This window comes from Duganella sp. BJB476, from assembly GCF_003416895.1.
Taxonomy (GTDB): Bacteria; Pseudomonadota; Gammaproteobacteria; order Burkholderiales; family Burkholderiaceae_D; genus Rugamonas.
Genome location: NZ_QVIO01000012.1, coordinates 19,816 through 33,444 on the forward strand (window position 1 = coordinate 19,816; position 13,629 = coordinate 33,444).

Genomic DNA, 13,629 nt, shown 5'->3' on the forward strand with positions numbered 1-13,629 from the left:
TCCATGCTGCGCATGCAAAACCTGAGCAAAGTCTATCGTACCCACATGATCGAAACCCACGCGCTGCGCGGCTTCGAGATCAACGTCAAGCAAGGCGAATTCGTCACCGTGACCGGTCCTTCCGGCTCCGGCAAGACCAGCTTCCTCAACATCGCCGGCCTGCTGGAAGAATTCACCGACGGCGAGTACATCCTCGACGGCATCAACGTCAAGGGCATGGACGACAACGCCCGCTCGCGCCTGCGCAACGAAAAGCTGGGCTTCATCTTCCAGGGCTTCAACCTGATCCCCGACCTGTCGCTGTTCGACAATGTCGACGTGCCGCTGCGCTACCGCGGCTTCAACGCCGCCGAGCGCAAGGAGCGCATCGAGGACGCGCTGTCCAAGGTCGGCCTGGCCTCGCGCATGAAGCACTACCCGGCCGAGCTGTCCGGCGGCCAGCAACAGCGCGTGGCGATCGCGCGCGCGCTGGCCGGCTCGCCCAAATTGCTGCTGGCCGATGAACCGACCGGCAACCTGGACACCCAGATGGCGCGCGGCGTGATGGAGCTGCTGGAGGAAATCAACGCCCAGGGCACCACCATCCTGATGGTGACCCACGATCCGGAACTGGCGGTGCGCTCGCAGCGCAACGTCCACATCATCGACGGCCAGGTGTCGGACCTGGTGCGCAAGGCGCCGACGCTGTTCGACGCCAACGCCCACGCCGACGGCAAATCCCATGTCGCATAAGGAGCGCAACATGTTCCAATACTACTTCCTGCTGGGCCTGCGCAGCCTGCGCCGCAACCCGGCCCTGACCGCGCTGATGGTGCTGACCCTGGCCATCGGCGTGGCCGCCAGCGTGGCCACCTTGACCATCCTGCACGTGATGTCGGGCGACCCTATCCCGTCCAAGAGCGAGCGCCTGTTCGTGCCGCTGATCGACAACGGCCCGCTCGGAGGCTACAAGGCCGGCGACAAGCCCAACGACCGCCAGCTCAGCTATCGCGACGCCGTCAACCTGATGAACAGCAAGGCCGGCGAACGCCGCACCGCGATCTACGGCGTCGCCGTGCCGATCGAGCCGCAGCGCAAGGACGTCGGCGTGTTCACCGCGCGCGGCCTGGCGCTGTATGGCGACTTCTTCAACATGTTCGATGCCCCCCTCCTGCACGGCCAGGGCTGGAGCCCGGCCGACGACAAGGCCGGCGCCGACGTCATCGTGCTGAGCCGCAAGCTGGCGGAAAAACTGTATGGCAGCACCGACCCGGTCGGCCAGCGCATGACGGTGGCCGGCTTCCAGTACCAGATCGTCGGCGTGCTCGACACTTGGACCGTGGTGCCGCGTTTCCACCGCATCATCGGCAGCCAGGACGGCGCCTTCAGCGAGGAGGACGAGCTGTTCATTCCGTTCACCAGCGCCATCCGCCACGAGATGCAGCGCAACGGCAGCACCAGCTGCACCGACGACGTCGGTCCCGGCTTCCAGACTTTCATCAACTCCGAATGCACCTGGGTGCAGGCGTGGATCGAAACCCGCAGCGGCGCCGACCGCGCCGAGCTGCAAAGCTTCCTCGACAGCTACGCCATCGAACAGCGCAAGCTGGGCCGCCTCAAGCGCAACGCCCCCAACAAGCTGTACGACGTGCGCGAATGGCTGGACTACATGAAGGTGGTCGGCAACGACAACAAGCTGTCGGCCTGGCTGGCGTTCGGCTTCCTGGTGCTGTGCCTGGTCAACACCATCGGCCTGCTGCTGGCCAAGTTCTCGGTGCGCGCCGCCGAGGTCGGCATCCGCCGCGCGCTGGGCGCCTCGCGCCGCGAAATCTTCAACCAGTTCCTGATCGAGACCACCGTGGTCGGCCTGGTCGGCGGCGCGCTCGGCCTGCTGCTGGCCTTCGGCGCGCTGGCGCTGATCGCCATGCAGTCGAAGGCGCTGACGGTGGTCGCGCACATGGACTGGATCATGCTGCTGACCACCTTCGCGCTGGCGGTGCTGGCGGCGGTGCTGGCCGGCCTGCTGCCGACCTGGCGCGCCTGCCAGGTGACGCCGGCGCTGCAACTCAAATCTCAATAAGGACCCGCATCATGGAAATCCGCCCCATCCTTTCCGCGCTGTTGCGCAACAAGACCGGCCCGGTGCTGGTCGCCGTCCAGGTCGCGCTGAGCCTGGCGATCCTGGCCAACGCGCTGCACATCGTGCAGGTGCGCCAGGCCGTGTCGGCCCGCACCAGCGGCCTCGCCAACGAGCAGGACGTGTTCGCCCTGCAAGTGCGCCACCTGAAGAACGGCGGCCACCAGGACCAGCTGGCGGTGCAGCGCCGCGAGACGGCGCTGCTGCGCGCCGTGCCGGGCGTGCTGGCGGTCGCCAACGTGTCGCAGATGCCGCTGTCGCGCTCGGGCAACTACACCGGCATGGCGATCGACCGCAAGCAGATCAAGCCGACCGCGCAGTCCACCACCTACTACGCGGCCGATTCGCTGGTCCAGACCTGGGGGCTGCGGCTGGTCGAAGGCCGCGATTTCGTCGCCGGCGAAACGCCGGAAGTCGACCAGAACACCAGCGATGAAATGCCCAAGGTGCTACAGATCAGCCGCAAGCTGGGCGAGAAGCTGTGGCCGGGCCAGGCCAGCTTCATCGGCAAGACCGTCTACTTCGGCACCGGCGAAGGGGCCAAGGGCGCGCGCGTGGTCGGTGTGGTGGAACAACTGCAGACGCCGGGCGCCCAGATCGACGAGACCGGCGAGTTCTCGACCATCGTGCCGGTGCGCCTGACCGGCGACGACGCCGACAGCTACACGCTGCGCGCCGAACCGGGCCAGCTGGACCGCGTGATCAAGGAGGCCGAAGCAGCCTTGCGCGCGGCCTCGCCGATCCCGGTCGTCGTCAAGACCCGCACCATGGTGGAAATGCGCACCAACCGCTACCGCGCCGACAACGCGCTGGCGTGGATGCTGGTGACGGTCAGCGTGCTGCTGCTGTTGATCACCGCCAGCGGCATCGTCGGCATGGCCAGCCTGTGGGTCACGCAGCGCCGCAAGCAGATCGGCGTGCGGCGCGCACTGGGGGCGCGCCGGGTCGACATCCTGCGCTACTTCGTCACCGAGAACTTCATGATCACCAGCGTCGGCGTGGCGGCCGGGGTGCTGCTGGCGCTGGGTCTGAACCAGCTGCTGGTGAGCCAGCTGGAGATGGCGCGCCTGCCGGCCGGCTACCTGATCGCCGGCGCCGCCGTGTTCTGGGCGCTGGGCGTGGCCGCCGTGTACGGTCCGGCCTGGCGCGCGGCCTCGATTTCGCCGGCCACCGCCACCCGCAGCGCCTAGGGTGGCCGAAGCGATGTTTGCTGTACCGGGCATGCCGCGACAATGTTATGCTTACGGCATGCCTACCGTATTGATCATCGACGACAACACCGCCGTCACCATCGCGCTTGAAGTGCTGTTCTCGCTGCACGACATCGACGCGCTGCGCGCCGCCTCCCCCGAAGCCGGACTGGCGCTGCTGGAACGCCACAGCGTCGACCTGGTGCTCCAGGACATGAACTTTTCCGCCGACACCACCTCGGGCGAGGAAGGCACGGCGCTGTTCCGCGCCATCCGCGAGCGCCACCCCGAGCTGCCGGTGATCCTGCTGACCGCCTGGACCCACCTGGACGCGGCGGTCGACCTGGTCAAGGCCGGCGCCGCCGACTACCTGGCCAAGCCGTGGGACGACAACCGCCTGATCGCCACGGTGCACAATCTGATCGAGCTGGGCCAGGCCAAGCGGGCCCTGCAGCAGCGCCTGCAGACCGAGCTGCGCCAGCGGCGCGAGCTCGAGCGCGGCTACGACTTGCGCGGCATGGTGTGGCAAGACCCGGCCACCGAGCGCGTGGTGCACCTGGCCTGCCAGGTGGCGCGCGCCGACGTCCCGGTCCTGATCAGCGGCCCGAACGGCACCGGCAAGGAACGCATCGCCGAGATCATCCAGGCCAACTCCGCCGTGCGCGACGGCCCCTTCGTGGTGCTCAACTGCGGCGCGCTGCCCGCCGAGCTGATCGAGGCCGAACTGTTCGGCGCCGACGCCGGCGCCTACACCGGCGCCTCCAAGGCGCGCGAAGGCAAGTTCGAGGCGGCCGACGGCGGCACCCTGTTCCTCGACGAGATCGGCAACCTGCCGCTGGCCGGACAGATGAAACTGCTGCGGGTGCTGGAGACCGGCCGCTTCGAGCGGCTCGGCTCCAATCGCGAGCGCCAGGTCAAGGTGCGCGTGGTCAGCGCCACCAACGCCGACCTGCAGGCGATGATACGGGCCGGCAGCTTCCGCGAAGACTTGTTCTACCGCCTCAACGTGATCGAGCTGCGGCTGCCGCCGCTGGCCGGCCGTCCGGCCGACATCCTGCCGCTGGCGCTGCACTTCCTCGGCGCCGGCAAACAGCTGCACCCGTCGGCGCAGGCGGCGCTGCTGGCCCACCCGTGGCCGGGCAATGTGCGCGAGCTGAAAAACGTCATGGCGCGCGCCGGCCTGCTGGCCGCCGGCGACGTCATCAAAGCCGGCGACCTCGGCCTGCCGGTCGCCGCCAACGCCATCGCCGACGACGGCGCGCGCGAGCCCGACCGCGACAGCATCGGCCTGGCGCTGAGCCGCGCCGGCGGCGTGGTGGCGCAGGCCGCCGCCGAGCTGGGCCTGTCGCGCCAGGCGCTGTACCGCCGCATGGAGCGGCTGGGCATCGCCCGCCCCTGATGGACGACGCCGGCCGCCGCCAGGGCGCCTCCCGCCCGTCCGCTCCACGCTTATCCCTGTTGACGCGCTGGACCGCGATGGTCGGCACGCTGCTGACGGTCGGCATCCTGATCGCGCTGACCCTGACCCATTTCTTCCCCGACCATCCGGGCCTGGTGCTGGCGGTCTGCCTGCTGTGCGTGCTGCCGATCTCCATCATCACCATCCGCGCCCAGCTGGAATACATGCTGTCGCTGTTCCGCGCGCTGACCGGCACCGTCACCAGCTACAAGGACGGCGATTTCTCGTTCAGCCTGCACTGGCCGCAGAACGACGAACTGAGCGACCTGGTGGCGGCCCACAACGCGCTGGGCGACGTGCTGCGCCAGCAGCGGCTGGACCTGGTGCAGCGCGAGCTGCTGCTCGACACCATGGTGCAGAACACGCCGGTGGCGATGCTGCTGGTCAACGAGGCCGGCCCGGTGGTCTACGCCAACGTGGCGGCGCGCCAGTTGCTCAACCAGGGCCGCAAGCTGGAGGGCCACCGGCTCGACGACATCCTGGCGCACGCCTCGCCGGCGCTGCTGGAGGCGCTGGCGCGCGGCGGCGACGGCCTGTTCACCACCAGGGAGGCCGGCGCCGAGGTGGACGAGGAAGAGGTCTACCACCTGGCGCGCCGCAGCTTCAACCTCAACGGCCGCAAGCACGAGTTGCTGCTGCTGCGCCAGCTGACCATGGAGTTGCGCCGGCAGGAAGTGCAGACCTGGAAAAAAGTCATCCGCGTCATCAGCCACGAGCTGAACAACTCGCTCGCGCCGCTGACCTCGCTGGCCCATTCCGGTGCCGAGCTGGTGCGGCGCGGCCAGACCGAGCGCCTGCCGCAAATCCTCGCCACCATCGAGGAGCGCACCCGCCACCTGGAAAGTTTCATCCTCGGCTACGCGCGCTTCGCCAAGCTGCCGACGCCGCGGCTGGAGCTGCAGGCGTGGCCGGCCTTCCTGGCCCAGCTGGCGGCCCAGGTCGATTTCAGCATCGCCGGCGAGCCGCCCGACGAACCCTGCGCCTTCGATCCCTCGCAGCTGGAGCAGGCGCTGCTGAACCTGCTCAAGAACGCCCATGAATCGGGCTCGCCGGCCAACGAGGTCAGCCTGGAGGTGCGGCGCCTGCACGGCGCGGTGCGGATCGACGTGCAGGACCGCGGCCCCGGCATGAGCGACACCGTGCTGACCAACGCGCTGGTGCCGTTCTACTCCACCAAGCGCAGCGGCACCGGCCTGGGCCTGGCGCTGGCGCGCGAAATCGCCGAAGCCCACGGCGGCCGCATCACCCTGGCCAACCGCGACGGCGGCGGCCTGACCGTCACTTTGATCCTGCCAGTGTCGGCAAGCAGCAACTAAAACGTCATTACTGAATTGAAATTAAGTTGATAATTTGCACAACGGAAATTGATCATTGGAAATTTCTTAATGTTCAGCCCGTGTATTAGCTGCGCCCTATCAGCCTTTCCACCGCGATCAAAAAATATCGAATTGACATCGAAAATTCCCAAGCGTACTTTGCATGGGCAGCACGGGGTTTCGTGAATTTTGTCTGATTTTTCGCGGGGATAATATGAAATTAAAATTAATATTGGCAGCCGGGCTATTGGCCGTAGCAGCGGGAAGCGCTATGGCGAACAACTATGCGCCGGCGGTCATCGCCATGACGGGCGGCCCAAGTGTCTGGACCACGCCGTTCGGCACGTCGCATAGCGACGGGCTGCCTTTCGTCGATACCTACACTTTCTCGTATTCCGGCCTGCCGGGCTCGGCGCAGGGCTACTTCGCCAACATTACCAACGTTTCAGCTTCGCCAACGAGCGTGCTGAACTTCAGCTGGGCCGACATCAACGGCGTGCCACTGACGGTCTATAACGGCGTGCCCATCCCGTTCATCGGTGGCACCGCATCGGGCAGCGTGTTCTTCAGCGTGCCGGTGAGCGGCCTGGTCAAGCTGACCATCATCGGCACCGACACCGGCACCGCCAGCTACGCCGGCACGCTGGACATCACCTCGGCCGTGCCGGAACCGGCCACCTACGGCATGCTGCTGGGCGGCCTGGCATTGATGGGATGGATGGCGCGCCGCCGCAAATCCTGAGCCCTATCCCCCAAAAGACGCCGCGGCGTCTTTTTTTACGCCGCGCGCAAAGCCTGACGGGCTGGTAAACTGCCGCCATGTCCAAGATTCCTGCCTCTCCCGCCCGCTACGACGCGCCCGGCCACCCGCCGGCCACCACCACCGAATTCGAGGGCGTGCGCAGCCTGCACCTCGGCACCTCCTGGGTGCAGGGCGCGATGCGCCTGGCCAAGCCGGACAACATCGAACTCGAGTACGTGCAGATGATGATGATGTGGCTGCTCTTCAACGACCAGCCGCGCCACATCGTGCAGCTGGGCCTGGGCAGCGCCGCGCTGACCAAGTTCTGCTACCGCCGCCTGCCCGGCGCGCGCGTGACGGCGGTCGAGCTCAATCCCAACGTGATCGCCATCTGCAACGCGCAGTTCGGCCTGCCGTCCAACGACGAGCGCCTCAACGTGCTGGAAATGAACGCCATGGATTTCGTGCTCGACCCGGCCAACCATGGCAGCGTCGACATCCTGCAGGTGGACTTGTACGACGAGGAGGCGCGCGGCCCGGTGCTGGACTCGCCCGAGTTCTACCAGGCCTGCTTCGACTGCCTGCGCGACGGCGGCATGATGACCACCAATGTGTTCGGCGATTTCGCCAACTACGACAAGAACCTGCACGCGATGGAACAGGTGTTCGACGCCGTGGTCTGGCTGCCGGAGGTGCACGACGCCAACATCGTGGTGATCGCCTTCAAGCAGTCGCCGGTGCTGGACTTCAGCGTGCTGTACGAGCGCGCCGGCGCCATCAAGAAGAGCCTGAACCTGCCGGCCAAGTCCTGGGTCAACGGTTTGAAGGGCTGGATGTTGGATCAGCAATAAACAGTTTACTGATGCGTGCGCACCACAGTTTTGCACCATTTTGCGGCAGCCCGTCGGTCAGATTACGCCAAGTCGTCGTATAACGCACGCAATATTATCAAATGTGCATATTTCGCAACAATATGGTGCAAGCCGCGTTGCCGCACAGTTAGCGGCCACGATAGTATTTTTCTCGACCGTGCTATCCGCGCGTGTCCACAACAACGAGAGAGATACATGACAAGAGCACCGCACTTCAAACGCACGCTGGTCGCCAGCGCGATCCTGCTGCTGGCCGCCGGCCAGGGCAGCGCCCAAACCGCCGCCGCCGACGCCGCACCGGCCCAGGAACAAACCGTGGTCGTGCTGGGCTCGCGCTCGGTCGCCAAGACCGCGCTGGACACCTCGGCCCCGGTCGGACTGATCAGCCTGAAAGACATGCAGACCGCCGGCCCGCTGGAACTGGGCAAGCTGCTGCAGACGCTGGACCCATCGTTCAACTTCTCCAGCACCTTCATCAGCGACGGCACCGACTCGATCCGCCCGGCCACGCTGCGCTCGCTGGGACCTGACCAGGTGCTGGTACTGGTCAACGGCAAGCGCCGCCACCAGCAGGCGCTGGTGAACGTGCAGCAGACCATCGGTCGCGGCTCGGCCGGCACCGACATCAACGCCATTCCGCTGGGCGCCATCCACCACATCGAAGTGCTGCGCGACGGCGCCGCCGCCCAATACGGCTCCGACGCGATCGCCGGCGTGATCAACATCGTGCTGAAGTCGCAGGTCAACGAGACCCAGGTCAGCGGCAGCTACGGCACCACCTCCGAAGGCGACGGCGACCTCTACTCGGGCACCGCCAACACCGGCTTCGCGCTGGGCCAGGACGGCGGCTTCATCAACCTGACCGCCGAAGCGCGCAAGCGCGGCGAGACCAACCGCGCCGGCCCCGATTCGCTGCGCGTCAACCCGCCGCGCGTGACCCAGCACATCGGCGACAGCAACACCAAGGACGGCTACCTGTGGTGGAACGCCGCGCTGCCGATCGACAAGGCCAGCGAGTTCTACGCCTTCGGCGGCATCTCCAAGCGCAAGAGCGATTCCTTCGGCTTCTTCCGCTCGGCCGGCGACGACCGCACCATCCCGGCGATCGCGCCGAACGGCTACCTGCCGGCGATCCGCACCGACATCAAGGACGCCTCGTTCGCCTTCGGCTACCGCCGCGACCTGGCCAACGACTGGAAGGCCGACGTCAGCATCAACTACGGCGCCAGCGAGCTGGGCTTCCATGAATCGGACAGCGTCAACGTCAGCTACTGGTACGAGAAAAAAGCCGACGGCAGCATCTACGGCGAATCGCCGCGCGACGCCAACACCGGCACGCTGAAGTTCAACCAGCTGACCTTCAACGCCGACGTCAAGGGCCCGGTCAAGTTTGGCGACAGCAGCATCTTCCTAGCCACCGGCTTCGAATACCGCGCCGACAATTACCAGATCGTCGCCGGCGACCCGGTCTCCTACCAGTACGGCCGCACCAACAACCCGGCCATCGCCATCACCACGCCGAGCGGCGCCACCGCCGCCTCCGGCATCCAGGGCTTCCCTGGCTACACGCCGGCCACCGCCGTCGATTCGGGCCGCCACAACATCGCCCTGTTCCTCGACGCCGAGCACAAGCCGCTCGACAACCTGACCCTGGCCGGCGCCGTGCGCTACGAAAAATACTCGGACTTCGGCAGCACCGTCACCGGCAAGCTGAGCGCCCGTTTCGACCCGACCAAGGAAATCGGCTTCCGTGGCAGCCTGTCCACCGGCTTCCGCGCGCCGAGCGTGCAGCAGGAGTTCTACAGCTCCGTGTCGACCAACCTGAACAACGGCGTGCTGACCGAAACCCTGACCGCGCGCCAGGGCAGCGCCGTCACCCAGGCCTTCGGCATCGCGCCGCTGAAAGAGGAAACCTCGACCAGCGGCAGCGTCGGCATGGTGCTGCGTCCGGCGAAGAATATGTCGCTGACCGCCGACCTGTATGAGATCAAGATCAAGGACCGCATCGTGTTCTCGAGCGAGATCGCACCGGAAGCCGGCGGCGGCCCGATCGCCAACATCCTCAAGCCGCTGGGCGTGGGCCAGGCGCAGTTCTTCACCAACGCGGTCGACACCCGCACCCGCGGCCTGGACATCGTGGCCGAGCACACCTCGAAGTTCGCGGCGTCGACCTTGGTGCTGTCCGGCCAGCTGGGCTTCAACAAGACCGAAGTCACCAAGCGTCATTCGACGTCGTCGGTGCTGACCGGCGAGCAGCTGTTCGACAAGTCGCAAGTGACCCTGATCGAACACGGCCAGCCGCGCAAGCACCACGTGGTGGCGGCCGACTACAGCGCCGGCCAGTGGAACCTGAACACCCGCGCCAACTACTACGGCGAAGTGGAAGCGGAAAACTTCAGCCCGCTGCAAAAGTGGGATGCCAAGTGGCTGGTCGACGCCTCGGTGCGTTATGCCTACACCAAGCGCACCTTCTTCAGCGTCGGCGTGAACAATATGTTCAACCAGCTGCCGTCGGAGTGGACCAACGGCGGCGCGTTCCCGAAACTGGGCTTCACCCGCTGCTGGGAAACCTGCCCGATCGGCGTCAACGGCCGCTCGATGTACATCCGCGCCGACACCGCGTTTTAATGTCGTCTTGAACGGTTGGCGGCGAACGCCGCCAGGTGCAATATCGCCGCCAACTGTTTGACCAGTCCTTCCATCTGCTCGGCCGGCACTTGTGCGTAGCCGAGCATCAATCCCCTCCAGCCCGACGTCCCCTGCGTGTCCTTGCCGCTCAGCGCCTCGGCCACGATGCCGTGCTCCAGCGCCTGCGCGCTGATCGCGTGGTCGTCCATGTCGGCATGCGTGAAGCGCAGCGCCAGGTGCATGCCGGCCGAACCGCCATACACCGTCGCCACCGATCCCAGATGTTTTTCCAGCGCCGCCACCAGCGCGTCGCGCCGCTGCCGGTACAGCCGCCGCATGCGCCGCAGGTGCAGCGCGAACTGGCCGCTGCGCAGGAACTCCGCCAGCGCCAGCTGCTCGGCCACGCGCCCGCGCGCGGACGACTGCGCGCGCATCTGCGCGAAGGACTCGGCCAGCCACGGCGGCACCACCACGAAGCCGATCCGCAGCGACGGGAACATGGTCTTGCTGAAGGTGCCCAGGTAGACCACCGGCGCGTCCGGCGCCAGGCCCTGCATGGCCGACAGCGGCGCGCCGTCGTGGCGGAATTCGCTGTCGTAGTCGTCCTCGATGATCAGCGCGCCGGCCTCGCGCGCGGCGGCGATCAGCGCCAGCCGGCGGCGCAGACTGAGCACGCTGCCCACCGGGTACTGGTGCGAGGGCGTGGTGTAGACCAGGCGCGGCGGCCGCAGCAGCCAGTCGTCGCCGGTGGGCGCGATGCCGTCGTCGTCGATATCGATGCCGGCCACATTCAGGCTGGCCGCGCGCGCCGCCGCCAGCGCGCCGCCGTAGCCGGGGTTCTCGATCCAGATGGTGTCGCCGACGTCGGCCAGCGCGCGCACGCACAGATCCAGGCTGCTTTGCGTACCGTCGGTGATGAACACCTGCGCCGCCTCGCACACCACGCCGCGCGCGGCGCGCAGGTGGTCGGCGATGGCTTCGCGCAGCTGCGGCTCGCCGGCCGGGTCGCCGTAGTTGAGCTGCTCCACCGTCAGCGCGCGCCAGGCCCGTTCCAGCATGCGGCGCCACAAGGTGAGCGGAAAATGGTCGAGCGCCGGCACGCCGGGCACGAAGGCGCCCATCATCTCGGCCGGTCCCTGCTGCGGGCGCAAGGCGCGCGCACGCTGCGACAGGCCGGCCTGCGGCTGCGCCGCCGCCTGCAGCGCGGCCGGCTTGCGGTCCGGCGCCACGGCGGCCACCACGGTGCCGCGCCGGTCGGTGGTGACGAAGCCTTCGCTGGCCAACTGCTCGTAGGCGTACAACACGGTGTTGCGGGCCAGGCCCAATTCCTCGGCCAGCGCGCGCGAAGCGGCCAGCCGCGTGCCCGCCGCCAGCGTGCCGTTGCGGATGGCGGCGCGCAGGCATTCGTGCAGCAAACGCTGGCGCGGCCAGCCGCGATGGCGGTTCTGCGCGGCATAGCCGTCGATCAGCAAGGCAAAGTCCATTCGTGGCTCCATGAAAATGAATATTTCTGGACCTGTTACAGGAGCCAGCCAGCCATTATATTGCGGCTTCAACCTTTTTGGATGGAGATCATGACCGAACCAGCAAACCACGCCGCACCGAGCGAACGCACCCGCGTCCGCCGCATTCCGACCAACGCGCATTACGATACCGCCACGCTGCATGCCATCATCGACGACGCCTACCTGTGCCACATCGCCTTCGCCGACGACAAGGGATCGCACTGCATTCCCACCGCCTGCTGGCGCGAGGGGGATCACCTGTACATCCACGGCTCCAACGGCAGCCGCATGCTCAAGCGTTTGACGGAGAGCGAGATCTGCGTGACCATCACGCACCTCGACGGCCTGGTGATGGCGCGTTCGGCGTTCAATCATTCGATGAACTACCGTTCGGCGATGATCTACGGCCGCTTCGAAGTGGTGGCGGACGAGGGCGAGCGGCGCCGCACGATGGAGGCGTTCATGGAGAAGCTGGTGCCGGGCCGCCAGGCCGATATCCGTCCCGGCTCGGACAAGGAGTTCGCGGCCACCACCATCATGCGCATCACGCTAGCCGAGGCGGCCTGCAAGGTGCGCGCCGGCGGCCCGGAGGACGACGAGGACGACATGAGCTGGCCGGTGTGGGCGGGTGTGCTGCCGTTCGCGCGCATGCAGATGAAGCCCATCGTCGATCCGGTGTGCAACCATGCCGCGCCGGCCTACGTGGTCGGCTGGCAGAAGTGGTAGCGCCGCCGGCAAGATCTGTTTGACATTCACGTAGCGTGATACTTCAGTCTTGGTGCTTTACCAGGAAAGGAAGATCATGCGTACGCTCCAACAGATTGCCATGGTCGCCGTCGGCGCGCTCACCCTGTCCATCGCCAGCGCCGCCCAACTGCGCGAGCAGGACGACACTGTCACCGTCGCCGGCGTGGAAATCGCCTGCCGCCTCACCCTCCCTGCCGGGAAGCCGCAGGGCGCGGTGTTGCTGCTGCCCGGCTCGCTCTTCAGCGATGTCGACGGCAACTATCCCTCCATGAACCTCAAGCCGCATCTGTATGCGGACCTGGCCGCGCAGCTGGGCGAGCGTGGCTACGCCGTGCTGCGGATGGCGAAGATCGGTCCGGGCACCGGCTCCCGCACGCTGGACCCGCAGGCGGCGGCCCGCCACGCGGCCTTCGCCACCCGGGCCGAGGTCGCCTCGGCCGGCCTGGCGTTGCTGCGCAAGGCCGCGCCGGCGCATCCCCTCATCGTGGCCGGGCACAGCGAAGGCGCGCTGGTGGCGTCGTTGCTGGCCAGCGGCCCCGATGCGCCGGCCGTAGACGGCGTGGTCGAGCTGTCCGGTCCGGCCACGCCGCTGCTCACCCTGATGCGCGAGCAGCTGGCGGCGATGATGCCGCCGGGCGCCAATCTGGCGATGTACGACCGGACCATCGCCGCCCTGCGCGCCGGCGAGCCGCTGCCGGCCGGCGCCCAGGCCGATCCGCAGACGGCGATGCTGGCGAATATGCCGGCCTTCAGCCTCGACTATCTGCGCAGCACGGACCGCGTCGATCCCGTGGCCGAGCTGGCGCGCGTGCGCCAGCCGGTGCTGATCGTCCAGGGCGGACAGGATGCCTCGGTGCCGCCGGCGCATGCGGACCGTCTCGCCGAGGGGCGGATCAATTTGCCGACGGAACTGGCCCGCTTCCCCGCCCTGACCCATTTCTACAAGGTCGCCCCGCCCGGCATCACGCCGATGCAATCGATGGCGCTCGACACCGTCAGCGATGCGGCGGTCGCGGAGCGCATCGTGTTGTGGGCGTCGCGACTATCGATGTAG

11 protein-coding genes are annotated in these 13,629 nt (G+C 67.3%); 10 read left to right on the top strand and 1 reads right to left on the bottom strand.

Features of this window, described 5'->3' with window-relative positions; translation table 11 throughout:
* Positions 1–3 precede the first annotated feature (3 nt).
* From D0T21_RS29835 to D0T21_RS29870, 8 genes are all read left to right on the top strand, one after another.
* On the top strand, positions 4–732 hold the full coding sequence (locus D0T21_RS29835) for an ABC transporter ATP-binding protein (RefSeq protein WP_116993629.1): 729 nt from the start codon (positions 4–6) through the stop codon (positions 730–732).
* 10 nt (positions 733–742) lie between these two features.
* Positions 743–2,059 carry an ABC transporter permease gene (locus D0T21_RS29840; RefSeq protein WP_116993683.1) on the top strand — a complete coding sequence of 439 codons (1,317 nt, stop codon included), beginning with the start codon at positions 743–745 and terminating at the stop codon, positions 2,057–2,059.
* A gap of 11 nt (positions 2,060–2,070) precedes the next feature.
* Positions 2,071–3,306, top strand: coding sequence for an FtsX-like permease family protein (locus D0T21_RS29845; protein WP_116993630.1), 1,236 nt, complete (start codon positions 2,071–2,073; stop codon positions 3,304–3,306).
* A gap of 58 nt (positions 3,307–3,364) precedes the next feature.
* The gene (locus D0T21_RS29850; RefSeq protein WP_116993631.1) at positions 3,365–4,705 is read left to right on the top strand and encodes a sigma-54 dependent transcriptional regulator; all 1,341 of its coding nucleotides are present in this window, start codon (positions 3,365–3,367) and stop codon (positions 4,703–4,705) included.
* Positions 4,705–6,081 carry a PAS domain-containing sensor histidine kinase gene (locus D0T21_RS29855; RefSeq protein WP_116993632.1) on the top strand — a complete coding sequence of 459 codons (1,377 nt, stop codon included), beginning with the start codon at positions 4,705–4,707 and terminating at the stop codon, positions 6,079–6,081. The genes D0T21_RS29850 and D0T21_RS29855 overlap by 1 nt, the downstream gene beginning before the upstream one ends.
* Positions 6,082–6,295: 214 nt before the next feature.
* Positions 6,296–6,823, top strand: coding sequence for an FxDxF family PEP-CTERM protein (locus D0T21_RS29860; RefSeq protein WP_301546352.1), 528 nt, complete (start codon positions 6,296–6,298; stop codon positions 6,821–6,823).
* A 77-nt stretch (positions 6,824–6,900) separates the two neighbouring features.
* Positions 6,901–7,674, top strand: coding sequence for a spermidine synthase (locus tag D0T21_RS29865; protein ID WP_116993634.1), 774 nt, complete (start codon positions 6,901–6,903; stop codon positions 7,672–7,674).
* A 216-nt stretch (positions 7,675–7,890) separates the two neighbouring features.
* Positions 7,891–10,323, top strand: a complete 2,433-nt coding sequence (locus tag D0T21_RS29870; protein ID WP_116993635.1) for a TonB-dependent siderophore receptor — start codon at positions 7,891–7,893, stop codon at positions 10,321–10,323.
* On the opposite strand, the gene D0T21_RS29875 is transcribed toward D0T21_RS29870, so the two are convergent.
* Complete coding sequence (locus D0T21_RS29875) at positions 10,320–11,807, bottom strand: PLP-dependent aminotransferase family protein (protein ID WP_116993636.1); 1,488 nt, start codon at positions 11,805–11,807, stop codon at positions 10,320–10,322. The two genes, D0T21_RS29870 and D0T21_RS29875, sit on opposite strands and share 4 nt — an antisense overlap.
* Positions 11,808–11,897: 90 nt before the next feature.
* On the opposite strand from D0T21_RS29875, the gene D0T21_RS29880 reads away from it, so the two are divergent.
* Together D0T21_RS29880 and D0T21_RS29885 are read left to right on the top strand one after the other, a co-directional pair.
* On the top strand, positions 11,898–12,554 hold the full coding sequence (locus D0T21_RS29880; RefSeq protein WP_116993684.1) for a pyridoxamine 5'-phosphate oxidase family protein: 657 nt from the start codon (positions 11,898–11,900) through the stop codon (positions 12,552–12,554).
* A 76-nt stretch (positions 12,555–12,630) separates the two neighbouring features.
* Positions 12,631–13,629: an alpha/beta hydrolase gene (locus tag D0T21_RS29885; RefSeq protein ID WP_229211696.1), complete on the top strand. Its 999-nt coding sequence runs from the start codon at positions 12,631–12,633 to the stop codon at positions 13,627–13,629.

Excerpts from the sequence above, each read along its gene's own strand:
- D0T21_RS29885 (WP_229211696.1), top strand. The coding sequence starts at position 12,631 with ATGCGTACGCTCCAACAGATTGCCATGGTCGCCGTCGGCGCGCTCACC.
- D0T21_RS29875 (WP_116993636.1), bottom strand. The coding sequence starts at position 11,807 with ATGGACTTTGCCTTGCTGATCGACGGCTATGCCGCGCAGAACCGCCAT.
- D0T21_RS29860 (WP_301546352.1), top strand. The coding sequence starts at position 6,296 with ATGAAATTAAAATTAATATTGGCAGCCGGGCTATTGGCCGTAGCAGCG.
- D0T21_RS29840 (WP_116993683.1), top strand. The coding sequence starts at position 743 with ATGTTCCAATACTACTTCCTGCTGGGCCTGCGCAGCCTGCGCCGCAAC.
- D0T21_RS29845 (WP_116993630.1), top strand. The coding sequence starts at position 2,071 with ATGGAAATCCGCCCCATCCTTTCCGCGCTGTTGCGCAACAAGACCGGC.
- D0T21_RS29835 (WP_116993629.1), top strand. The coding sequence starts at position 4 with ATGCTGCGCATGCAAAACCTGAGCAAAGTCTATCGTACCCACATGATC.
- D0T21_RS29880 (WP_116993684.1), top strand. The coding sequence starts at position 11,898 with ATGACCGAACCAGCAAACCACGCCGCACCGAGCGAACGCACCCGCGTC.
- D0T21_RS29850 (WP_116993631.1), top strand. The coding sequence starts at position 3,365 with ATGCCTACCGTATTGATCATCGACGACAACACCGCCGTCACCATCGCG.
- D0T21_RS29870 (WP_116993635.1), top strand. The coding sequence starts at position 7,891 with ATGACAAGAGCACCGCACTTCAAACGCACGCTGGTCGCCAGCGCGATC.
- D0T21_RS29865 (WP_116993634.1), top strand. The coding sequence starts at position 6,901 with ATGTCCAAGATTCCTGCCTCTCCCGCCCGCTACGACGCGCCCGGCCAC.
- D0T21_RS29855 (WP_116993632.1), top strand. The coding sequence starts at position 4,705 with ATGGACGACGCCGGCCGCCGCCAGGGCGCCTCCCGCCCGTCCGCTCCA.